At 44.5% G+C, this 24,600-nt stretch carries 15 protein-coding genes; 6 read left to right on the top strand and 9 right to left on the bottom strand.

Going from position 1 to position 24,600, the window contains the following annotated elements; genetic code table 11:
- Positions 1 to 60 precede the first annotated feature (60 nt).
- Together ACVBDY_RS15300 and ACVBDY_RS15305 are read left to right on the top strand one after the other, a co-directional pair.
- Positions 61 to 1,701: a sulfatase family protein gene (locus tag ACVBDY_RS15300; RefSeq protein ID WP_447176332.1), complete on the top strand. Its 1,641-nt coding sequence runs from the start codon at positions 61 to 63 to the stop codon at positions 1,699 to 1,701.
- A gap of 84 nt (positions 1,702 to 1,785) precedes the next feature.
- Positions 1,786 to 3,177 (top strand): exonuclease domain-containing protein, encoded by a 1,392-nt coding sequence (locus ACVBDY_RS15305; RefSeq protein WP_447176333.1) that lies wholly within the window; start codon positions 1,786 to 1,788, stop codon positions 3,175 to 3,177.
- A gap of 357 nt (positions 3,178 to 3,534) precedes the next feature.
- On the opposite strand, the gene ACVBDY_RS15310 is transcribed toward ACVBDY_RS15305, so the two are convergent.
- From ACVBDY_RS15310 to ACVBDY_RS15320, 3 genes are all read right to left on the bottom strand, one after another.
- Positions 3,535 to 5,067, bottom strand: a complete 1,533-nt coding sequence (locus ACVBDY_RS15310) for a RagB/SusD family nutrient uptake outer membrane protein (RefSeq protein ID WP_447176334.1) — start codon at positions 5,065 to 5,067, stop codon at positions 3,535 to 3,537.
- Positions 5,068 to 5,091: 24 nt separating this feature from the next.
- The gene (locus ACVBDY_RS15315) at positions 5,092 to 8,115 is read right to left on the bottom strand and encodes a SusC/RagA family TonB-linked outer membrane protein (protein ID WP_447176335.1); all 3,024 of its coding nucleotides are present in this window, start codon (positions 8,113 to 8,115) and stop codon (positions 5,092 to 5,094) included.
- A 187-nt stretch (positions 8,116 to 8,302) separates the two neighbouring features.
- Positions 8,303 to 12,403 (bottom strand): hybrid sensor histidine kinase/response regulator, encoded by a 4,101-nt coding sequence (locus tag ACVBDY_RS15320; RefSeq protein ID WP_447176336.1) that lies wholly within the window; start codon positions 12,401 to 12,403, stop codon positions 8,303 to 8,305.
- Between the two features lie 354 nt (positions 12,404 to 12,757).
- Between ACVBDY_RS15320 and ACVBDY_RS15325 the strand changes: the two genes are divergently transcribed.
- Positions 12,758 to 13,165, top strand: a complete 408-nt coding sequence (locus ACVBDY_RS15325; protein WP_447176337.1) for a DoxX family protein — start codon at positions 12,758 to 12,760, stop codon at positions 13,163 to 13,165.
- Between the two features lie 43 nt (positions 13,166 to 13,208).
- Here ACVBDY_RS15325 and ACVBDY_RS15330 read toward each other — a convergent pair whose 3' ends face one another.
- A complete protein-coding gene (locus ACVBDY_RS15330; RefSeq protein ID WP_447176338.1) occupies positions 13,209 to 13,709 on the bottom strand; it encodes a GNAT family N-acetyltransferase in 501 nt (166 codons plus the stop codon).
- A gap of 8 nt (positions 13,710 to 13,717) precedes the next feature.
- Positions 13,718 to 14,149 (bottom strand): MarR family winged helix-turn-helix transcriptional regulator, encoded by a 432-nt coding sequence (locus ACVBDY_RS15335; RefSeq protein WP_447176339.1) that lies wholly within the window; start codon positions 14,147 to 14,149, stop codon positions 13,718 to 13,720.
- Between the two features lie 132 nt (positions 14,150 to 14,281).
- On the opposite strand from ACVBDY_RS15335, the gene ACVBDY_RS15340 reads away from it, so the two are divergent.
- Together ACVBDY_RS15340 and ACVBDY_RS15345 are read left to right on the top strand one after the other, a co-directional pair.
- Positions 14,282 to 14,686 (top strand): hypothetical protein, encoded by a 405-nt coding sequence (locus tag ACVBDY_RS15340; protein WP_447176340.1) that lies wholly within the window; start codon positions 14,282 to 14,284, stop codon positions 14,684 to 14,686.
- A 159-nt stretch (positions 14,687 to 14,845) separates the two neighbouring features.
- Entirely contained in the window at positions 14,846 to 15,439 is a 594-nt protein-coding gene (locus ACVBDY_RS15345) for a DUF4202 domain-containing protein (RefSeq protein ID WP_447176341.1), read from the top strand.
- A gap of 8 nt (positions 15,440 to 15,447) precedes the next feature.
- On the opposite strand, the gene moaCB is transcribed toward ACVBDY_RS15345, so the two are convergent.
- On the bottom strand, positions 15,448 to 16,356 hold the full coding sequence (gene moaCB / locus ACVBDY_RS15350; RefSeq protein ID WP_447176342.1) for a bifunctional molybdenum cofactor biosynthesis protein MoaC/MoaB: 909 nt from the start codon (positions 16,354 to 16,356) through the stop codon (positions 15,448 to 15,450).
- A gap of 226 nt (positions 16,357 to 16,582) precedes the next feature.
- Between moaCB and ACVBDY_RS15355 the strand changes: the two genes are divergently transcribed.
- On the top strand, positions 16,583 to 18,913 hold the full coding sequence (locus ACVBDY_RS15355; RefSeq protein ID WP_447176343.1) for a transglycosylase domain-containing protein: 2,331 nt from the start codon (positions 16,583 to 16,585) through the stop codon (positions 18,911 to 18,913).
- 37 nt (positions 18,914 to 18,950) lie between these two features.
- Here ACVBDY_RS15355 and ACVBDY_RS15360 read toward each other — a convergent pair whose 3' ends face one another.
- From ACVBDY_RS15360 to ACVBDY_RS15370, 3 genes are all read right to left on the bottom strand, one after another.
- Entirely contained in the window at positions 18,951 to 20,351 is a 1,401-nt protein-coding gene (locus ACVBDY_RS15360; RefSeq protein WP_447176344.1) for a M14 family zinc carboxypeptidase, read from the bottom strand.
- A gap of 63 nt (positions 20,352 to 20,414) precedes the next feature.
- Positions 20,415 to 21,542 carry an N-acetyl-alpha-D-glucosaminyl L-malate synthase BshA gene (gene bshA, locus ACVBDY_RS15365; protein WP_447176345.1) on the bottom strand — a complete coding sequence of 376 codons (1,128 nt, stop codon included), beginning with the start codon at positions 21,540 to 21,542 and terminating at the stop codon, positions 20,415 to 20,417.
- A gap of 68 nt (positions 21,543 to 21,610) precedes the next feature.
- On the bottom strand, positions 21,611 to 24,526 hold the full coding sequence (locus ACVBDY_RS15370) for a serine hydrolase domain-containing protein (RefSeq protein WP_447176346.1): 2,916 nt from the start codon (positions 24,524 to 24,526) through the stop codon (positions 21,611 to 21,613).
- Positions 24,527 to 24,600: the final 74 nt, after the last annotated feature.

The raw sequence follows: 24,600 nt of genomic DNA on the forward strand, positions 1-24,600 counted from the left end.
AAACCTTATATCTTTGCCCTGATCTTTAATTTTATACCTGTTAACCGGAAAACAAATGCTATGCATACCAAAACGTTATTTTTACTTTTCTGTATAATTATCAGCTTTTCTTCCTGTAAGAATAAGAAGGAGGAAAGAAAGACTTCTGAGACCAAAAGACCCAATATTATTTTTATCATGGCCGATGACCACGCACAACAAGCCATTAGCGCTTACGGTCATCCCATAGGGCAGATAGCTCCTACCCCTAATATTGACCGGATCGCACGAAACGGGGCTATTTTCCGCAATAATTTTTGTACCAATTCCATTTGTGGTCCCAGCCGTGCAGTAATACTTACCGGGAAACACAGCCATAAGAACGGTTTTCGTAAAAATGGGGAAAAATTTGACGGTAGCCAGCCTACCCTACCGAAATATCTTAAAAAAGAAGGATATCAGACCGCAATGATCGGCAAATGGCATCTATATGGTGCTCCGACCGGGTTTGATTACTGGGATATATTAAATGACCAGGGAAATTACTACAATCCGGAATTCATCCACGGGCAGGATACTGTAGTTACACCCGGTTACGCCACAGACCTCATCACGGATAAAACCATTTCCTGGTTGGAAAAAAACACAAAAGAAGACCGCCCTTTCTTTGTCATGATGCATCACAAGGCGCCTCACCGCAACTGGATGCCCGCACTTCGCCATGCCGCTATGTATGACTCTGTAAAATTTCCGTTGCCGGACAATTATTTTTCCAAACACGAAGGACAACTTGCCGCACAACAACAGTTAATGACGGTTTACAAGGACATGTACGAAGGACATGACCTTAAAATGAGTGTTGCCGAAGGAAGTACCGAACTGGCCAGTAACCCCTGGACCACAGATTTTGACCGTATGTCTCCCGAACAACGTAAAACCTGGGACAGTATTTACCTGCCGAAAAACGATGCTATGCACCGTGCCGACTTAACCGGAAAGGCCATGGCCGAATGGAAAGCACAACGTTATTTACAGGATTATATGGCCACAATTGCTTCCGTGGACGAAAGTGTGGGTCGTGTACTGGACTACCTGGAGGAAAACGACCTGGAGGAAAATACCATTGTCATCTATACTTCCGACCAGGGATTCTACCTCGGGGAACACGGCTGGTTTGACAAACGCTTTATGTATGAAGAATCCCTGCGTATGCCATTGCTCATGCAATATCCGGGGCATATATCCGAAAGAACGGATGTCCGTGCCCTTACCCAAAACCTTGACTTTGCCTCTACCCTGCTCGATTTTGCAGGAGCCCCTATACCGGAAGATCTTCAGGGGAAATCTTTCCGCCCCTTTCTCGAAGACGGCGCCGATCAGGAAGATTTCCGGAATGCCATTTATTATCATTACTACGGTTATCCGGATTTTCATATGGTAAAAAAACATTACGGTGTACGCACAAAACGCTACAAGCTCATGCACTTTTATGACGATATCGACACCTGGGAAATGTATGACCTGGAAACCGATCCGGAGGAAAATAAAAATATCTATGACAACACGAGATACCGCAATATCCGGAAACAATTGAAGACAACTATCGATTCCCTGCAAAAAGTCTACGGTATCACAGAAGAAGAGTTTGAACATGCAGACAAAAAGCAGATAGAAAAAGCTTATGAATTCTTTAATAGCATCCGCGGGGAACCAATGGAATAGATAAGGCCTGACGTTAAACAGGGAATTCAAACCCCGGGAAGTATGTTTTTTTGGTATCTTTATAGCTTCCAAAAAAACAATCAGATGTATGCCATTGTCGATGTGGAAACCACCGGGCTGGGTGGTGATGCCAACAGGATTACCGAAATAGCCATTGCCATACACGACGGCAACACACTGGTAGAAGAATTTCATAGTCTTGTAAATCCTGAAGTTCCTATTTCTCCCTATGTAACAGGATTAACCGGAATTGACAATGATATGGTCATGGATGCTCCTGTTTTTGCCGACATTGCCGATACCATAGCACAACTCACGGAAGAAAAGATATTCGTAGCCCATAATGTGGGGTTTGATTACAATGTCATCCGGAAGGAGTTTCAAAGGAACGGCAGAGAATTCCGAAGAAAGAAATTGTGTACGGTACGGCTGTCCAGACAGCTATTCCCCGGGCTGAAATCATACAGCCTGGGAAAATTGTGCAGCCATTTGAACATACCAATACAGGACAGGCACCGTGCCAAGGGAGATACGGATGCCACTGTTATCCTTTTTGAGAAATTGCTTCAAAACGATACGCAGGGTATCTTTACCAAACAGTTAAATCCGCGTTCGGGAGAAATAACCCTTCCCCCGTTGCTCCCGAAAAAAGTATTTGACAAATTACCTGAAACACCGGGCATATATTATTTTATAGATGAAAGGGATACCATCATCTACGTAGGAAAAGCCATTAATGTTAAAAAAAGGGTTCTGGGGCACTTCTATGACAAAACAGCCAAAGAAATTGCCCTGGCCAGGGAAACCGCACATATTGATTGTGAGGAGACCGGAAGCGAATTGCTCGCTCTTATCCGGGAATCCACACAGATCAAACAGCACTTCCCGAAATTCAATACCGCTCAGAAGAAACCGGTAAGAGGATATGGCATTATAACGTATACAGATCGGCGGGGTGTACTCCACTTCGGGTATAACCAGCTCAAACTGGTCACGGGTCCGCTCAAGGTTTTTTACACGGTTACGGAATGTCTTTCTTTCCTGGAACAAGTATGTGAGAAATACGACCTTTGTCCGAAGTTCACCCAATTACAGGCTAATGTCCCGCACTGTTCCCATTACAAACTAAAAAATTGCAGGGGCGTATGCCGGGGAGAAGAGAACCCGGAAACTTATAATGAGCGTGCCGAACAGGCGATACAGGATATCAAAGATTTGCAGGAAAATTTTCTCATCGTGGAGAAAGGCAGGACACCGGATGAAAAATCCCTGATTGAGGTGAGGAACGGAAATTATGCCGGATACGGATTTATTCCGGAAGAAGAACGCATTGAACATTATGAGAGTTTCCGCGACTTTATTACCCCGCAAAAATACAACGGGGATATTCAGCAGATCATAACCGCTTATCTTACCCGGAATGAGAAAAAGAATATCATATATGCGATGGACCTTTCCGAATCCGGAAACTTGTAAAATAACTTACCGGGAGACCTTCATGCCAAACTTTAAAATAGCCTCCCGGGTAAGTATCATCAAACTAACTAATTTCGTATTAATGTGAATTAAGGGTCAGATTTTTGTTTTAGTTAAAGATCAGTCAGTTGTGATTTTTCAATAAAAAAACAGTCGGGTTATTAGGTTACTGAGTTATTGAGTTATTCAGTTTACGGGTATTGCCTAAATAACTCAGTAACCTAATAACCAATAACTAAAATACAATTTCCCCGCCTATCGGACGAGCAGGACCGTTTATCAAATATACCCCCTGAAGGATAAATATTGAATTTCAACCCTTAATTCGCATTATTAACTTAATTATCCTTATTGCCCCTAATAACCGGGGTTATTAGGTTGCAGGTTCGGGTTTCGGGCTAGCTCGTCGCCTGGTAGCGGAAACAGATAATCCCTGCCCGGATCGAAATTCGATTGGGGCTCCAGTCCATCAGGCCCGAATGCTTCCTCCCCCATCTGTAGTCTCTTTATATCATACCAGCGCTTAAACTCAAAAGCGAGTTCAATACGTCTTTCCCGGATTACCGAGTCCCGGAACTGGCCTTGAGACAGGCCAGCCGGTACATCTTCGGGGTAAGAGGACACTACCCCGGCACGGTTTCTCGCTCTTTCACGCAACCTGTTGATATATCCTGCCGCTTCCGAAGATCCCGGGTTTATTTCATTAAGTGCTTCAGCTGCTATAAGCAATACCTCCGCATAGCGCATGGCAATATAGTTATGGCTGGATTGACGGCCATTGCTTCCTGCAAGTCCCGGATAACGATAATACTTGGCTATATGCGGTCGGTTGACCCCTCTGTCGGAAAAATTGGCAAAAACCGTATAGGGCATGGTCTCTCCGTTAAATACGGCAATAGTGTCAAAACTCACTGCCCTGCGATAGTCCTTTTCATCCCATTCTTCGAATACCCTCAGGTGAGGCACTGCAACGGTCCATCCTCCTCCAATTGCCCTCCCGGTCTCATCTTCACGTATACCTGTCATAGAAGCAAGATAATCGGTCCCGAGATTTCCGTCCGCATTCTGCCCGATAAAATCAATCGTGAAAAGAGGTTCCCGAAGCCCGGCTGCCTTATCCGCGTCAAACAGGTCCTGGAAATCCGCATCCAGGGCAAGTCCGAAAGTTCCCTCATTATCGATGACAAATTTTGCCTCGTCATAAGCTTTCTGGTATTCTTCCCGTGTAAGGTATACGGAAGCAAGATAAGCTGCTGCCGTAGCTTTTGACGGTAAAGACCGGTAAGGCTGCTCATCCGGAAGCCACTCTTTGGCAAATTCGAGATCGGCAATGATCTTCGTATACACCTCGGTTTCCGGTGTTTTGGAAATATCACTCACATCGGAAACATCGGAAACAGCAAAATCAATATAAGGGATGTCCCCGAATATCCGAACGAGGTGATAATAGGCAAAAGCTCTTGAAAAATAAGCCTGTGCAGCAATGGCATTTACCTTTTCCGGATCGTCATCAATCTGTCCGGCACCGGCAATAGCCTGGTTCGCTGCCCCTATAATGGCATAAGAACGCGGCCAGAAACTGGCTACCATACCATTGGCATCATTCATTTCGAAGTTATTGAGATCTACCCTCATCGCGGAAGTTCCGAGATCTCCGATATCGGCAAGATCTCCCCTTAAAAGCAAGGCCGTAGTTAACTTTCTTCCCCAATATTCTTCCGAAGCCATATAGGCAAAACTTCCGTTGACGGCAGCCTGAAGGTCATCCGTTGTGCGGAAAAACGTTTCCGGGGCCAGTATCCCCACAGGTTTTTCTTCGAGGTCAGAACATCCTGCTGTCAGAAAAGCCAAACCTATGTACCATGTTATTTTATATATGTTAATCTTCATGTCTTAATACCTTTTTTGAGTCCTTTAAAATTTTAGATTCACTCCCATGGTCAGCGACCTTACATTGGGATAGCTACCGTAATCGAGGCCCAGGAATGTATTGCTCCTCTCATCGTTGTTATTCCTGTAGTTAACCTCCGGATCAGCTCCGGGATAATTCGTAAAGGTGAGGAGGTTCTGACCGCTCATAAAGAACCGGATCTTTTGAAACCCTAATTTTTCCAGTATCCGTTCGGGAAGGGAATATCCCAGGGAAAGATTTTTCAGGCGCACATAACTACCGTCATACACAAACCTTGAGCTTATCCTTTTTTCCCGTACAGCGGCTGCCGGTACATTGGTATCCGTATTTTCAGGCGTCCAGGCCTTCAGTACTTCTGTCGTGGCATTGGAATCTCCCGAAGCCAGTTCCAGAAGCGTGTAATTGAGAACATCGCCGCCTACGGAAGCCTGGAAGAATACGTTCAGATCAAAATTCTTATAAGTAAAGGTGTTATTGAGACTGGTAATAAAATCCGGATTAGGATCTCCGATAATGGTCTTGTCATCCGAATTGATCATCCCGTCGGGCATGCCGGTAAGATCGCCGTTAGCGTCCCTTCCGTTGATATCCCGGAACAGTTCTCCTCCGGGCTGGTTTTCAAATCCCTGCGGGATCTCCTGTCCTTCCTGAATAACACCGTCGTAAACATATCCGAAGAAGGACCCGACGGGCTCTCCTTCCCGGAGTACCTGCGAATCGCTTTGCAGAAAATGCCCGGGAGAAGAATCGATGAGAATATCTTCGCCGTCCGGTAGTTTTTTTACCTTATTCCTGTTCATGGAAAAATTAAAATCGGTATTCCATCTGAAATTTTCATTGGATATGTTCCTGGAAGATATTGTCACCTCCAATCCCTTATTTTCCAGAACCCCTATATTCTGAATCTGGAAAGGACTGGCCAGGCCGATATATTCGGGCAGGGGGCGTGCAAACAAAAGGTCGCGTGTTTCTATGTTATAGTAATCTACTGTCAGGTTCAGACGGTTATCCAGCAAACCTATATCCACTCCCAGGTTGGTCTGGTAAGACGACTCCCATTTCAGGTTATCGTTGGCCAATACCGTTACAGCCACTCCGTTCACCAGGTTGTCACCTATAACGGAATAGATTTCCGAAAACCTGGCCAGGGTACCGTATGCCGGGATGGATGGATTTCCGGTAACCCCGTAACTCGCACGCCATTTCCAGCTGGAAATCACACTGCTTTCTTTCAAAAATTCTTCGTTAGCCATGTTCCAGCCAATGGCCCCGGAAGGAAAAAATGCGTATTTATTGTTTTTACTGAATGCGGAAGACCCGTCACGACGCCCGGTAAACGTCAGCATATACCGGTCGTCATATTCAAAATTCACCCTGCCGAACACGGAGACCAGTTCCCTTTCGGAGAGCGAAGATTCGGGTTGCAGGTAAACGGATCCCCCGTCCAGGTTCCTATAAGAGACGGAATTGGACACAAATCCCCTGGCCCCTGCAAATGATCCTTCCGATTTGTTTTTCTGATAGGAGTAACCTGCCATCACTGTTAAAGAGCTCTTACCGATATCTTTTTTATAGGTCAGATAATTTTCTGATAAGAGGTTGGTAGACCTGGAATCTCTTATAGTGGCTTCACCTCCTACTCCCGCCCCCGCGATTAGGGTAGTCGGACGAAACGTTCCGGTGGTACTGTTGGACGTACTGTAACCGAATGTCGTTTTGAATGACAGGCCTTCGAGAATAGTATAATCCGCATAGAAATTGGCCCTGTAGAGGTCCGAAACCCTTTCGTTCACATTTTCCCGGGCCGTTGCCACCGGGTTGTCTATATCATCGCCGAGTGAGTTTATGGTATAGTCGCCATTGGCATCGTAAATCCCCAGGTCGGGGGCAAACCGGTATGCGGAAGATACTACTCCAGCCGCTCCCGCACCCCCGGAAGCTACCTGTGTGATAACTCCGTTTGCGGTATTTCTCCTGCCGAACATATTGAGCCCCACCTTAAGATTGTCCGTTACATCCAGGTCTACATTACTTAAAAAGGAAAAGCGTTGCAGATCGGAATTGATAACGATTCCTTCCTGGTCGTAGAACGTTCCTGATATATAATACCGTGCCGTGTCGCTTCCCCCCGAAAAGGAGAGTTGGTGACTGGCTATACTTCCGGTATGGTATATCTGATCCTGCCAGTCGGTATTGGCCGGACCTCTTGTATAATTGTTATTATAAGACTCGCGATATGCCGCAAACTGATTGGCATCCAGGAGATCGATCTGGTTACTTATTTCCTGTACGGAATATGTGGAATTCAGCTCTATGGAGGCTTTTCCCGGTTTTCCTTTTTTGGTCGTCACGAGAATCACCCCGTTAGATCCGCGTGAACCGTAAATAGCAGTTGCGGAAGCATCTTTCAATATTTCCATGGAAGCTATATCTTCGGGAGGGGGCATGGAACCTCCCACGAACCCGTCTACCACGATAAGCGCATCGCTACTGGCATTAATAGATGTACCGCCCCGTATACGTATTTTAACGGGAGCCCCCGGTTCCCCACCGTTGTTCGATTGTACGGCCACCCCGGCTGCACGTCCCTGCAAAGCCTGTTCGGCGCTTAAAGCCGGATAGGCTGCCAGTTCTTCCGCTTTTACGGAGGATACGGCCCCGGTAATGTCACTCTTTCTCTGGGAACCATACCCGATGACCACCACCTCTTCCAGCTTACTCACATCTTCTTCCAGCGCCACATCTATCTGTTGCCGGTTTCCCGCGGTAATCTCTTTGGTGATAAACCCGATATAGCTGAATTTAAGTACGGCCGATCCGGATGGAATGGTGATTTCATAAATACCATCCCAGTCTGTAGTGACTCCTGTGGTTGATCCTTCTATCACCACATTCACCCCGGGCAACGGCTGTCCGTCCGAAGCACCGGTTACCGTACCGGTTATTTTTCGCTCCTGCGCGGTCAATGCAGTACATACAAGCAATAAAAATCCGAAGACATACTTCTTTTTTTCACTTATTATCATGTGTTTTGGTTTTGATTGGTTTTTACTATGAAGGGGATATATTATTGTCCTGAAGGCTTTTCCCCGTGTCCGTTTTTATCTTCAACTCTTCAAAATTAGGTATACGACCAGACGTAAAAGTTCAAAAATGGGTGTACAAACATCCAATCTGTCCTTCTGAAGAGTTATTTTAGCGGGAAAGTTACTATCAGACGTAGTCTGCCGAAAATTTGTCTATATATTCGGTGGGAGTCAGCCCGTATTTTTTACGGAAACACCTGGCAAAGTATTTCGGATTGCGAAATCCTACTTTATATCCCACCTGTGAAATATTGAGTTTATCCTGTTCGAGTAGTTGGGCAGCTCTTTTGAGACGGATCTCCCGGATAAATTCGTTAGGGGTAAAATTAGTCCAGGCTTTGATCTTGGTAAACAGCATGGTACGACTTACCCCGAGTTCGGTACAGAAAGCTGGGATATCGAACTGTTCGTCCGAGATATTGTCCTCAACGATCTGCAGGGCTTTTTTAAGCAGCTGCTCGTCTATGGAAGACACGGTGATCTCCGCAGGGCTAAGGTGGTCTTCACTGGAGAATTTCTTTTTCAGGCGCTGGGTGGATTCCAGCAGGTTTCGAATCCGCAGGAAGAACTCCTTTACATTAAAAGGCTTACTGATATAGTCGTCCGCACCGCTCTCCAAGCCTTCGAATTTATACACCAGGGAGGTCCTGGACGTTAACAGTATTATCGGAATATGACTTGTTTTAAGGTTTTCCTTGAGATTGGAACAGAGTTCTGTACCTACCATTTCCGGCATGATAACATCGCTTACAATAAGGTCAGGGATATATTTAAGCGCCTTTTTCAGGGCTACTTTGCCATTTTCAGCTTCTATGACGTTATAATCCTTACGAAGGAGGTTGACGATAAAAGAACGCAAGGCGGTGTTATCTTCAACAATCATAACGGTATTTTTTAGTTCATCCGTTAACAGGTCATGTACTTCCTGTTCCTCTGTCCATTCGATCTTTTCCGGCTGCCCGGTGTACAGGGAAATATCGTCACTGAATTTAAAATCGGTCAGGATCTCTTCGCCGGAGAGATGTTCTTTACCCAAAGGTAATTTCACTTTAAATACGGCTCCCCCCGATTTACGGTTTTTTACGGTAATATTCCCTTTGTGCAGTTCTACATTACTCTTGGCCAGGGAAAGGCCTATACCCGTACCTTTGTTATAGTTTTCGGGTTTGCCCTGCATTCCGACCTCAAAGAAACGGTCGAAGATCTTGTCTATATACGCTTCGGGTATCCCGACTCCGGAGTCCTTTACCTCGACGATAATATTTTTAGTTCCTTTTCTTACCTCCAGTTTTATTTGTCCGCCATTGGAGGTATAACGGAATGCGTTGGAAATAAGATTATAAAACACGTGTTCCAGCTTGTCTCTGTCGTAATACACCGGTATTTCTTCGTCTGTAGTATCAAAAGTATAGGTATAATTTCCTGCTTTGGCGTATTCGGTAAAAGAGAGGTATATTTCCCGGAGAAATTTCACCATATTCCCTTCGGCCGACTGTAGCTTAAATCGTTCGTTTTCCAGTTTCCTGAAGTCCATCAACCTGTTGATGAGCTGCAGCAAATGATTGGCACTGCTTTCTATGACCAATAGCTTTTTGTACATTTTGTTACTGCCTTTATAGTCAGACAGAAGTTGTTGCAGGGGTCCGAGTATAAGCGTCAGCGGTGTCCGGAATTCGTGGGAAATATTGGTGAAAAATTGTAATTTGGCCCGGTTTATTTCTTTGACCCTTTCTCTTTCCAGGTGCTCCAGTTCCAGTTCATGCCGGAGCCTGGCTTTGGATTTCATAATTCGTATCAGGCCGTAAAGTGCCAGCATTATCAGCAGGGCATAGAGTGTAAACGCCCACCAGCTCCTCCAGGGAGCGGGGCGGACGGTGATTTCCAGTACCGTAGGAATTTCGTTCCATACGCCATCATTATTGGCCCCTTTTACTTCAAAACGGTATGTCCCCGGTTTTTGTATCGTATAGGAAGCTTCCGTAGCGGAGGTGATATTCCATTGATCGTCGAGCCCTATAAGCCGATAGGCATACTGATTATTTGTAGCATTTATAAAATTCGGAATGGCAAAGTGAATCGAAAAATTGGCTTTGTCATAGTTCAGCGTCAAAGCCTTGGTATGGTTAATACTTTTATCCAGTATTTCTCCCTCTTTCCTTTTGTATACCGATTCGTTACGCACTTTGAAATCGGTAAGGATGACCCCGGGGGTGTATGAATTCACTGCAATTTTAGCCGGGTCAAAAGAAGATACTCCCATCGGTCCCCCGAAATACATTTTCCCGGAGGCCAATTTCAGACAGGCATTATCATTAAATTCATTGCTCACCAGCCCGTCTTTCTGGTTATACAGTTTTGTCTTCCTGGCAACAGGGTTGTATTTTACGATTCCCTGGTTGGAACTGATCCACAGATATCCCTCTTCATCCTCAACAATAGCGTGTATTGCAGTTATGGACTGATTATCCGTATGTAATTGTTCATTGGTAAATGTATCTCCGTCCCGCCGGAACAATCCCCGGGATTTTGTACCCACCCATAAATTTCGCTTACTATCTTTAAAAACGGTAAGGATATCATCTCCCGAAAGTGTTTCCGCGTCATAAAAGAAGTGTTTTATTCTCGGCTTATCCGGATTATTTTTGTCAAAAACAAGGCGATTCAGCCCGCTTGGGGTTCCTACCCATACCGTGTCTACAGAATCTGCCAGGATGGTCCTTACCTGGTCGTTGGAGATAGAATTCAGGTCCTCCGGATCATGTCTGAGCACAAAAAAAGTCTTGTTCTTGCTATCGTAACGTACCAGTCCTTCACCGAATGTTCCGAGCCAGAAAGTATTTGTATCACTTTGCCCGATGGCATAAACCCCTGCCTGATCCAGAAAATTCCTGAGGGACCGGGATAATATACCATCTGCAAATGTTTTACTTCGGGTATCATAAACCGTAATTCCCGCGTTAAAGGTACCTATCCACAATTGCTCTTTGCCGGTCAGGTACATGGATTTTATATTATTCCCCGGCAAACCGTTATTAACCTGTATGTAATCTGCTTTCCCCGATTCATTATTCTTTACGGTTATCCCTCCGCCTTCTGTTCCGAAATACAGGTTTCCGTGCCTGTCGGCTTCAATAGAGCTCACTACATCATACCCAAGGGTGTTAGGTTCTGTGGTGCGACGATAATTGGTGAAGTTAACATTGGCTTTATCCCAGATATTGATCCCCCCATAGTAAGCCCCTATCCATACCGATCCCTTCTTGTCGGTATATACGGATTTTACGGTGTTCCTGCTAAGACCGGATATATTTCCCTGTTGGTTCAGAATTTTCCGCACCGTACCATCCGGCGCTATGGTATTGATCCCATTATAGGTCCCGGCCCATAACACCCCGTCTTTATCAAGGGTAAGTGTCCGGACATCTTCATCTATTTTTTCTTCGGCACCGTCGCCGGAAAACAACTTTATTTCACCTGTAGCGGTATAAAGTTTGTAAAGACCGTGGTCTTTGGTCCCTATCCAAATATCCCCATCCGGACTTTCGGCCATATCCCGGATAAAAAGCTCCGATCCGTCCGAAGCCCGGTATGATTTAAAATAAAAGAGGTTTCCTTCTCTTCGTAAAACCTTGCACATTCCCCGGGAAGTTCCTACCCAGACATCTCCGTTTGTAGTTTCCAGGATGGCAGAGACAAAATTACCCGGAAGGCTGCGCGGTTCGCCTTGCGTGTGGGAAACGGAAATAAAACTATCCTCTTCAGGATCATATATGGAAAGGCCGTTTGCGGTCCCTATCCAGATCTCCCCGTTCTTAAGTTCACGTATGCCCAGCACCATATTATTGCTGAGAGAATGGGGGGAATTGGTATGAAAATATCTTCTGAATATATCCTTGCGGGGATCGTACCGGTTAAGGCCGTTATATGTCCCTACCCAGACATAACCGGAACGATCTTCTTCCAGGGAAAGTATATCACTATTACTTATGGACAAAGGATCTTCCGGGTCATTTCGATAAACCGAAAAGCTGGTACCGTCGTATTTGTTGAGACCATCGCGTGTTCCAAACCACATCTGCCCCGAACCATCCTGCTTGATAGCAATTACTGAACTCTGGGAAAGTCCGTCCGCAGTAGATAAATGCCGAAAAGTATATACGTCATTTTGGGACGCTGTAGTTAACGGCAAAAAAAATAAGGGAAAAATGAGGTGAAAAATACGACGCATATCCATTTGTGTACAACATTCACTACGATGAAAAAGCAAATCCACTTCCTTTTATCAAGGATAATCAGTTTTTAAAAATAACCCTGTAAATATTGTTAATATTTTGGAAAATAAAAATAATTAAAACCATAAATTATCTATTTTCTAATATTCACCTTAAGGTTCGGTATAAATATATCTATTTTGTGGAGTACTATAATCCGAAAACAGGGCATTATTGTACAAATCTCATTTCCGGACCGGTAGTGTATGGGCTAAAATGGATTTATTTCCAATGTATTCTCCCTGATCTGTTCAAAATAAAAAAATAATTTCTACATTTATCTAACATAATGTTAACCAAACCAGACAAATATGAAAAAATTTATTGACTATCGTTCCCTGAACACCGATGTGGCAACATTATTCCTTCGACTTATTTTCGGGGGGTTGTTTATCCGTTATGGCTATATGAAGCTGGTGTCTTACAATGACATCCTGCCCATGTTTGGAGATATTATAGGTATTGGTTCGGAATTATCGCTGATCCTGGTGATTTTTGCGGAATTCTTCTGTGGTATCCTGGTCACTATAGGGCTGTTTACGCGATTTGCCGTAATTCCGATCTTTATTACCATGTGCGTAGCTTTTTTTGTTGCTCACGCAGCCGACCCCTTTGATACAAAAGCAATCGCCTTTGTTTTTCTGCTTCTAAGTATCGTTATCTTTATTCTCGGTGGAGGAAAACATTCGGTAGACCGGGCACTTTCCGGCAAGAATTAATGTTTTTGCACAGGATCGTAGTACTGTGATCCTGTGCATTTTTTTAAAGTTCCAAATCGTAACGCTGTTCCACTAAAGGCTTATCAAAAGATTCGGAAGGGGCTTCTTCGCTAAGCCGGAAACCAAACCTTTTGTAAAGAGCTATAGCCGTTTCCTGTTCTCTTGTGGTCCGGAGATATGCTTTCGGGCATTTGATTTCCTTCATATACGCTATGAAAGATTGCATGAGTTTTTTCCCCAATCCATAACCGCGGTATTCGGGCAATAGAATAAAGTACCGCAGTTGTACCAGATGATCGCGATACATCCCGGACAGAAAACCTACGATCTTATTTCCGTCCTCACATATCCATACCCGGTCTTTGGACAGATTATATTCCCGTAAAAACGCTGCCAGTCCTTCCAGCACATAGCTTTCGAATCCGCGGCCGTAACCACATTCTTCATCATATATTTTGCCGTGCAGATAGGCAATGTAGCCAAGGTCTCCAGGACGTAAACCTGTCCTTATCTTAATACTCTCTGAATTTACAGTATTTTGCATGATGATGATTATGTTTCCGGGGTTAATATTTGTATTATGCCTCTCATTTTTTCTACCAATCGTTCTTTTTCATTTTCGGTTAGCGGCTCCAGCAATCCTATAATCTGTTTGTTTGAAGCCTCGTTCAAACCGGTAAATTCCGTTCTCCCTTTTTTCGTAAGGAATAACAGATAAGCACGTCCGTCCTCTCCGGATTGCTCCCTGGTAACCAACCCACCCTTTTCCAGTTTTTTCAGCATACGGCTCAGATAACTTTTATCAATGTGCATCATATCCATGATCTCCGAAGCCTTGATTCCCTGTTGATGGAAAATTTCATATATAACCCTGATCTCCGCAAGAGAATACGGACTGTTCAGAAAATTGCGGTCCAGCAGGCCGATGATATCCGTATAGAAACGGTTGAATGCCCGTATTTCATCCACCAGAACCTGTTCCATATTTACCATGTTTTAAAACAAGGGCAAATTAATAAATATAGTTGACAAAGTCAACTATTATGCACATTGTTATTTTCTCTGCTCTCATTCTCTGAAAAAGTCCCTAACTTTGATAATCATCAAAAAAGCGAAATGACCTTACCATCAAGACATATCAGCATATCTATTAAAAAACCGGTAAAACTGGTCTATGATTTTGCCTCCGATCCTGCCAACCTGCCAAAGTGGGCCGCCGGGTTGAGCGGATCGATCAGAAAGGAAGGCGACACATGGATCGCAGCATCTCCTATGGGTGCCGTGAAAGTAGCCTTTGTACCACATAATGATCTTGGCATACAGGACCACAATGTAACTCTTCCTTCCGGAGAAACCGTATATAACCCTATGCGGGCATTTTCTAATGCCGACGGCTGTGAAGTGGTGTTTACGTTATTCCAATTACCGGGAATGACGGAAAAACAGTATGTCCAGGATGCAAAACTTGTGGAAATGGACCTGTTACAACTCAAAGAAATTATAGAAAACATACGTGGGTGATGGTTCTGTATCTCCCGATATAAAAACAAATCTTTCATACTTTTGGCTCTGCATTCCGGAAGCCCGGTAAAAATGTTTCCCGGTTTAAAGGGAAAATCTGAAAAATATGTATATTGTTTTTCTTTTAGAAACGCATTCCAATCCAGAAAAACCCATAAGATGCAACACGTATCCAAAATTGAAATGGCTATCGCACAAATAGATGCGGAAAATGCAAAAGACCCGAATGCAGAGATCATCGGTGGAGTAGAGTTTCCAAAAGAGCTCCTTTATTCCAGGCGCATGACGGAAAAACTGCTGGATTATTACCCCGATGCTTCCGGAGAACTTCAAATAGCGGCCAGGGCGCAGCATATATGCCGGTGGAAAATAAACAGGGATGCGTATGCCATGGACAGGATAGGTTATCTGAAATGGCGGGAAGAACTGAAAAAGTTCCACGCGGAAAAAACTACGGGAATATTAAAAGACCTCGGCTTTACGGATGACTTCACCGGGCGGGTTGCAGCGCTTATACGCAAAAAGCAACTCAAAAAGGATGAAGAAAGCCAGATACTGGAAGATGTGGTGTGCCTGGTTTTCCTGCAATATTATTTCCAGGATTTTGCCACCAAACATCCGGAAGACAAGGTTGTGGACATCGTACGTAAGACCTGGGCAAAAATGTCTGTTTCCGGTCAGGAGGCCGCATTGCAATTAAAGTTATCCCCGGAAGTACTTTTACTTGTCAACAAAGCCTTACAGGCCGGATAAAAAAGGGGTTAATCGTGCCGCTGCCCTCCGGTTACCTTAAAAATATGCAGTAGATGCGGAAATACCGCGTCCATGGATTCTGCCGCTCCGTTGGTAGACCCCGGTAATGCCAGTACGAGACAATTTCCGGCCATTCCGGCCACGCTCCGGGATAACATGGCATATGGCATGCGTTGCTGTCCGTAATTGCGGATCGCCTCCTCCACACCGGGTATCCGGCGGTCCAGAAGGGAAGACAAGGCCTCGGGAGTAACATCTCTCCCGGAAAGCCCCGTTCCACCGGTAAAGATCAGTAAGTCATTGTTCTTTGTATGCTCACGTACTTTGTTCTCTATAATATCAGCTTCGTCGGGAATAATATCATATGCCGCTACCTGCACACCAAATTGGTCCAGTTTGTCTATGATCACCTTTCCGGCACGGTCTTCCTTTTTTCCGGCGGATATAGTATCGGAACAGACCACTACAGCGGCCAGTAAGGGTGTGGAAAAGGTATTAACAAAAGAAGATTTCCCTCCTTTTTTATGCAACAGTTTAATGTGTTTGATCTCTATTTCCTTATCTATGGGTTTCAGCATATCGTACATCGTAAGAGCGACTACCGATGCTCCGTGCATGGCCTCTACCTCTACCCCGGTTTTATACACGGTCTTCACTGTAAAAACAATACGTATTTTAAGTTCTTCGATCTCGTAATCCACCGCAGTGTATTCGATGGGCAACGGATGGCAATCCGGGATAACCTGGCTGGTATTTTTCACGGCAAAAAGGCCTGCTGTCTTCGCCATTTCAAGGACATTTCCTTTGGGTACCAGGTCATTCCGGATAGCGTCTATCGTTTCCTTTTTCCCCACCTGCACTTCCGCCTGTGCCGTAGCTACACGCAGTGTTGTTATTTTATGTGTAATATCTACCATAACCTGTTTTTTACCTGTCCTTACATTCGTTGTCAAAATACAAAAATAAAAAGGTTCTGTCCCGTATCCCGTAAAATTTAACCCGATAAGAATCAGGGCAGACTTTTACCGGAAATATACATACTTTATCTCTTTTACGGGAAATGCCGATGAAATTTCAACAGCAGATTCAAAAAAATCTCAAACAGACATACTAATATTGTTCATTTTGCGTATATATTAGCGTATGCGAAAGATCAAATCCAAATGGTTACGATGGTCCCTTATGGGAATTGGCGGGCTTACCCTCGCTTTTTTATTGTTTTACTGGAGTATCTACTTTGGCTTGTGGGGGCATATTCCGGACAAGAAAGAACTAGAAGAGATCGTACAGACCGAGGCCTCGGAAGTATACGGTCAGGAAGATAAACTCATCGGAAAATACTACATGTTTGACAGGCAATCTATCCCTTATGAGGATATTCCCGGGAACCTGATAGATGCCCTGATCGCCACGGAAGATTTCCGTTTTTATGACCACAGCGGTATTGATTACCGCAGTTTTTTCCGGGTATTCTTCAAAAGTATCCTGCTCCGTGACGATTCTTCCGGAGGAGGGAGTACCATCACACAACAACTGGCAAAGAACCTTTATAAAAGGAAAAACTACGGCAGGCTCGGTATCGCGGTAAACAAATTTCGTGAAATGATCATCGCCAGGCGTATAGAAAGGGTATATGACAAAAAAGAGATCCTGGCCCTTTATCTTAACACCGTACCTTTCAGCGATAATACATACGGTATAGAGAGTGCTTCCTATAAATTTTTCGGTAAAAGAGCCAGGCTGCTTTCTGCAGATGAAGCAGCCACCCTGGTAGGTATGCTCAAGGCCAATTATTATTACAATCCCAGGCTGTTCCCTGAAAAAAGCCGGGAGCGCCGTAATACCGTACTCCACCAGATGGTCCGATATGACTACCTGGAAGAGGATGTCTATGACAGCCTGAAAACAATTCCGACCGAATTACATTATACTGCGTATTCTCATGACGAAGGCATTGCCCCTTATTTCCGGGAACAGGTAAAAAAAGAAGTGGAAACCTGGTGCAAAGCAAACCCCGATTCAGAAGGTAAAACCTATGATATTTATCGGGACGGCCTCCGGATATTCACCACCCTGGATGCCAAAATGCAATCATTAGCCGAAGAGGCCATGCAAGAGCACCTCTCCAAACTACAGCAACAGTTTGAAAAAAGTTACGGCAAACGTGCACCCTGGATGGCAAATGCAAAAATAACGGAAGAAGCCATAAAAAGATCGCAACCTTACCTTTCCCTGAAACAGCAGGGATGGGATGAAGAAAAGATCATGGACTCCCTGAATAAACCGCGGAAGATCGAGCTCTTTGACTGGAAAGAAAATACGATAGCGAACAGGAGTACCATAGACAGTATACTGCATTATCTGAAATTCCTCAATACGGGGATGATAAGTATTGATCCGCAAACGGGGGCGGTACGCACCTGGATAGGTGGCATTAACTACAAATATTTCAAGTACGACCATGTACGGCAGAGCAAAAGGCAGGTGGGATCGACTTTTAAGCCGATCGTTTACACCACGGCCCTTGAAAACGGGCTGTATCCCTGCACGTACTTTTCTCCGAAAAAAGTAGTTTACGAAGAATATGACGGATGGAGCCCTTCCAATGCTACGGATAAAGAAGAAGAGGAATTTATAAACTACTCCCTCAAATACGCCCTGAGTCGTTCTATAAATACTGTGGCGGTAAAGGTACTTGACTACGCTGGCATTCCGAATACCATTGCTATGGCCAAAAAACTGGGCATCGTTTCTCCTTTACCCGAAGTACCTTCGCTGGCATTGGGTACAGCAGGGATCAGTGTGGAAGAAATGGCGGGGGCTTATGCTTCCTATGTAAACAAAAGCAGGCCTGTAAAACCTTTTTTCATTACCCGTATAGAAGATAATGAGGGTAACGTACTTGTGGAATTCGAACCGGAACAAACAACCAAACCCGCATTTTCTGAACACACCAGGCAGGTCATGCTGGAAATGATGAAAGCCACGGTAAACGAAGGCACAGCATCCAGGTTACGTTATTCTTATAAACTGCAAAATGCCATCGCCGGAAAAACCGGCACTACACAATCCAACAAAGACGGATGGTTTGTGGGTATTACGCCTAACCTCGTTACCGTGACCTGGGTAGGGGCAGACGATCACCGGATCGGATTCCGCAGCACAAGCATGGGACAGGGAGCTAACTCCGCACTACCCGTTTTTGCGAAATTCATGCAAAAAATGAACCGGGACACTACTTATGTCAACTATACCGCTGCCCGTTTTCCGGCCACATCGGCCTCCGTTCTCGAAGAATTGAACTGTGACAATATCCGCGAAGATACTTTCCTTGAAAAAATCTTCGGAAATCCGGACGAAGTGCGCAAAAAGGAGCTACGGGAAAACAGAAAAAAGACAAAAGAAAAGAAAAAGAAGAAAAAAGAAGGATTCTTTAAGCGACTTTTCGGGGGAAAGAAAAAGGATAAAAATTAAGAAATGAGGTCGTGCCCGAAAAACGGGTAAAGCCAGATTATAACTTCACTACTTCTCCATCCACCACAGCATAGACCGGTTTACCATCTTTGGCCAGGAAAAAATAGCCCGGTCTTCCGATAAACAGCCCTTCGGAAAGATTTTCTTTTTCCCCGAGAAGCAACAAGGGAATATCTGTTTTTTCATCTTTTTCTGAAGAGCCTATCCGAACCGCGGCATATCCTTTTCGAAGCAGCGACATAGCTTCATCGGGACTAATGGCACGAACCGATGAATAAGTTTTTTCATAGACCTTACCGGGCATCCAGGTATAACCGGATGCATCCAGTTCCTTATATCCGTAAAATACCGAAAGGTCTCCCAGGTCGGTGATACGGGGAGTTTCCTCTCCCTTACGAATATTGATATCCGTCAGGAAACGTTCCCCGCTCCTCCCTATTACTTCCACATTACGGATAAGAAGGTCCGTCAGTTTGGAATCATTGTCCGGAATCCTGAAATAGTCTTCGGTATGGTATTGTTCATAATTGCCCGATGCGATTTCCGAAAGGGCATGAAGTATAACCGAAAAATTCAGTTTCCTAATAAATTGTTTTTCGGGGTCATCCGGGTATCCCCCGGATTCTATAAGAATGGTACTGGTTCCCCATTTCTGGAAATTATCGCCGAAAGCACGGGGTTCAAAAGTATCATCGTATTTCCCAACACCCCCGGGAATGTACTCCTGTAAAAGCCGGTCCATCCCTACAATAACCTGCATAGCACGTTTACGAACATCATTTATCTCCCTCTCCCGGTTATAGGCCGGTGCAAGAACGGAGATCGTCGCAGGTTCGGAAGTTCCGGAAACATTGTAATATATACTCTGGTCATGCAGATTGAAACCGAAATCCGGTTCTTCTCCGGCCCTTGCTTCACCCAGGATAACAGATTCCGGTGCAGCAGCTCTCACGGCATCCCGGTTAAGATCAAAATCATAACTGTTCCTTCTGCGGAATTTTTCTGCCCCGTCCGGATTGAGCATCGGGATAAAATACAATATGGTGTTTTCCAGAATACGATTACGAAGCTGGTCAAAACCATCGTTCCTGCCTTCCAGGAAATTAAAAAGATCAAATAACGCCATAGTAGCCGTACTTTCGTTACCATGCATTTGCGACCACAGCATTACCTTTGTCTTTCCACTTCCGCAACGTAACTGGTAGATACTTCTTCCCTCCACAGATGCACCGAGTTTATGAACGGAAAAAACACCGTTCTCTTCCCTTTTACGTATCAGAGGTTCAATGTCGCTATGTGTAAATTTACGATCCGTAATACTCTTTTCCCGAAAAGCATCAAAGGCTTTATCCAAAACCTGCTTATCCGCAATCTTATCTTCCTGGCCTGTGCAGTACCAGCCAACGAGTATAAACAGCAGTAATATGGATCTTTTCATGGTATATGATTTTGATTCGGGATAAACCGGAAACATATCGGGAGCATTAAGCCCCTTTTTTCATCATGCTACCGTAAAGGCCCTTTGATATATCTCTTCATATAAAGGAACTATATTCTCTATATCGAATTTAGCCGCTTCTTTCCTTGCATTTTTCTTAAATGTTTCCAGCTTTTCTTCATCGGTCAGCAGTTTAATGGCATTGTGAGCCATATCTTTCACATCACCGACCTCGCTTAGAAAACCGGTTACCCCGTTTTTGTTTACTTCCGGAATCCCTCCTGTATTGCTGGAAATTACCGGAACACCGTTGGCCATGGCTTCAAGTGCAACCAACCCGAAACTTTCGGTTTCGGACGGGAGCAGGAACAGGTCTGAAAAACAGAGAATACGGTCTATTTCATTACTGTTACCAAGATACAAAGCTTTTTCCGCGATTCCCAATTCCTCACACAGTAATTCGGCACCCTCTTTTTCCGGCCCCTCGCCTATCATCAATAACTTGGCCGGCACTTTTTTCTGTATTTCGTAAAATATCTTTATCACATCCCGGATACGCTTTACCTTCCTGAAATTACTGATGTGGGTTATTATCTTCTCTCCCTCATCGGCCATCATACTCCGCCTGCAATCCTCAAATTTCTTTTTGTACTTGCTCATGTCTATAAAGTTCGGAACAACGTGAATATCGTTCTTCACTTCAAACAGTCGTAATGTATCTTCCCTGAGACTCTGGGACACGGAAGTCACCACATCGGATTTATTGATACTGAAAGTCACCGCCGGTTTGTAAAACGGATGGCTCCCTACGAGGGTAATATCCGTACCGTGCAGTGTGGTTACCATAGGTATGGAAATTCCTTCTTCCGCAAGCATCTGTTTGGCCATATACCCGGCATAAGCATGTGGTATGGCATAGTGCACATGAAGAAGTTCTATCTTGTGCAGTTTTACCATATCCACCAGCTTACTGGAAAGGGCCAGTTCATAAGGCTGATAGTGAAAGAGCGGATATTTGGGCACATGCACTTCGTGGAAATGGATATTACTGTTCAGCAAAGCCAGTCTCACAGGTTGTTTATATGTAATAAAATGAATTTCGTGTCCCCTGTTGCCCAGGGCGATGCCCAGTTCTGTAGCGACCACCCCGCTTCCGCCAAAGGTCGGATAACATACTATAGCTATTTTCATGTGTGTTGTGTTTGAGTCCGGATTCAGGGTATAGGTTTACTTTCCTTCTCTGTTCCGTATCGTACTTGTTAATTTTTTATAGCGTCGTAAATAACGCGTAATACTTCGGTCCTTGTCCCCTGGGTTATAAGTTTTCGGTTACTCGCTGTCGGATAGGTCCGGTTGGACAAAAATACGTATACTATTTCATTTTCCGGGTCTGCCCAGGCATAGGTGCCGGTAAAACCGGAATGGCAGAAACTGCTTTTCGGAACCCTGTCATACATTTCCTTGCCCAGGCTTTCCGGCCGGGGTTTGTCAAATCCCAGCCCTCGTTTTACATCTCTGCTGCAATAGTAACAGGTATTAAACTTATCTACCGTGCCCTCCTTAAAATATTGCTTCCCCCCGTAATATCCTTTTTGAAGATACATCTGCATAATCTTGGCAATGTCATTGGCATCCGAGAACAAGCCTGCATGTCCGGAAACCCCGCCTTTCATCGCAGCCGCCATATCATGAACATATCCCTGGATGACTTCGTAACGAAAATAATCGTCGGCTTCTGAAGGTACTATCTTTTCTTTTTCCATTCCACGGTCCAGCGGGTTAAACATGGTATGGTCCGCCCCCAGAGAAGCGTAAAAAAACTTTTCCCCGAGAGAATCCATTGAGCTCCCGTAAGCCTTTTCAATGAATTTTTGCAGTATGAAGTAACCGAGATCACTGTACCTGTATTCTTTTTTGGCCAACAGGTCGCTCTCTTTTATATCCTTAAAAATAGAATCTTTATAATCTTCACGCATGTAGAGATGCTCCGTTATCTTTACGTTAAAATTACCCTGCGGACTCTTGCGATAATATTTTTCCAGCGGTTTTTTGGTTTCTTTATCGAGCGTATACCGATAGAACGGTATCCAGGGTTTTACCCTGGCATAATGGAGCAAGAGGTCTTTAACGGTAAGGTCCTGCTTGTTCGTCCCTTTAAACTCCGGCAAAATACTGCCCAGGGTAGAATCTATCGCTATTTTTTTCTCATCGTCCATTTTCATTATCAGAGGAAGTGTGGCAAGTATCTTGGTCAGGGAAGCCACATCGTAAATATCATCATTTGCAACCGCGGTATTACCGGTATACGTATGCCTCCCGAAACTTTTATTATAAACTACTTTTCCTTTTCTGGCCACCAGGATCTGTGCTCCGGGCATAGCCAGGGTCTTTATAGCATCTTTTGCTATGGAATCAATTTTCTTAAGGATATCCGAACTCATTCCAACGCTCTCCGGAATACCGTATTGCAGCCTTCCCAACGGAACAGTTTCTATACCGGTATTTACCAAAAGGTCCTTGTTTGCCGTGACAGGCAATATTCCACTGGCACCGATAGCCCCGAAGATAACCTCAGCAGCCTTACGTTGTGCCACCGGACTGTTCTGATAGCCAATAACTATACTCTCTATGTTCTCCAGGGTATTTAATTTGAGGAGGTTGTAGGGTTTTACAAAAGTGGTGAGTATTACTTTCTTTTCCCTGGCAATTTCATAAAGCCATGTCAACTCTTTTACCGTAAAATCATGAGGTTTCCACGGAGAAGCATTGGACCTGTGATGCCCGATAATCACCGTATTATAGGGCTCCAGGTCTTTGAGAAGCCTATCCGGTTTCTCTGCGGTAATATAATCCACACGTGCGTACCGGTTCAGGGCTTTTAAAAAATCACCTCCCCTATCATCTCCCAAATGCACGTAAGCTATCTTTTTTTCTTCCAGGGAAGTAAGCGGTAACAGGCTATCCTGATTTTTTGCCACGGTAATGGCATGGGCATAAATATCTTCTTCCAGAATACTGTCCCTACGGGTATTCAGATCCTGATAAAGGTTTTCAGTCTGTATGGGCACATAGCGCTGCAGTCCGGCTTTAAACTTTGCCCTGAGTATCTTTTTTACGGAATAGGCCAGCCTTTCTTCAGTAATTTCTCCCTTTTCATAAGCTTGTGTAAGTTTCTGAGTCGCTTTCGGGACATCGAGAGACATAACCAGCATATCATTGCCGGCCATAAAAGCTGCGAGATCTATATCTCCGGGAACAGTAAAATCGGAAGCCCCTTTCATATTAAGGGCATCGGTAAATATGAGCCCCTCAAATCCCAGTTCTTCTTTAAGCAACCCGGTAATGATATTTTTGGATATGGAAGACGGGTACCCGGACCTGCTTTCCAGCGCCGGCACATCCAGGTGCGCGACCATAACACTTTCGAGATTTTCCGAAATAAGGCGATTGTAGGGAAATAATTCCACATTGCTGATTCGGGTTTTACTGAAAGATATGATGGGAAGCGTTTTGTGCGAATCGGTCTGGGTGTCCCCGTGCCCGGGAAAATGTTTTCCACAGGCCAGTATACCGGCATTCCGCATTCCCCGGGCAAAAGCGGCACCTTTATCCGCTACATTGTATTTGTCTTCTCCGAAAGAGCGGTTACCTATAATCGGGTTTTCCGGATTGGTATTGATATCGATATCCGGTGCAAAATTGATATGGACTCCCAATCTTCGTGCATGCTTTCCTATCTGGTATCCTGCCTGCTCTATCAGTTTATTATTTTTCACTGCTCCCAGGGTCATATTCCACGGGTAGGCAAATGTGGAGTCCAGGCGCATGGACAATCCCCATTCGGCATCCATCCCCACCATAAGTGGCACTTTGGACATAGCCTGAAATTTATTGGTAAGCAGGGCCTGTTCATAGGGATGCCCCTTAAAGAAAATAATGCCGCCAACATGGTATTCCCGGATCAGTTTTTCTACCCGTTCTACTTGTTTTTCTCCTTTCTCCGGGAAGATATCTACCATAAATAATTGCCCGATCTTCTCCTTCAGGCTCATTTTCGTATAGATACTGTCTACCCATTTTTGCTGTAAATACTCATTTCCTACCGAGAGAGGGTCAGTTTCCTGTGCAAAACACCATAACGGGATCACTAACAGCAATACCAATATTTTCTTCATAAATCACCTTGTTTTCTGGAAAACACAGGCAATATACGGTTATCTCGGTAAATTAAAAAGACAAAATTACTGAC

It is taken from the genome of Sinomicrobium halophytocola, from assembly GCF_052983395.1.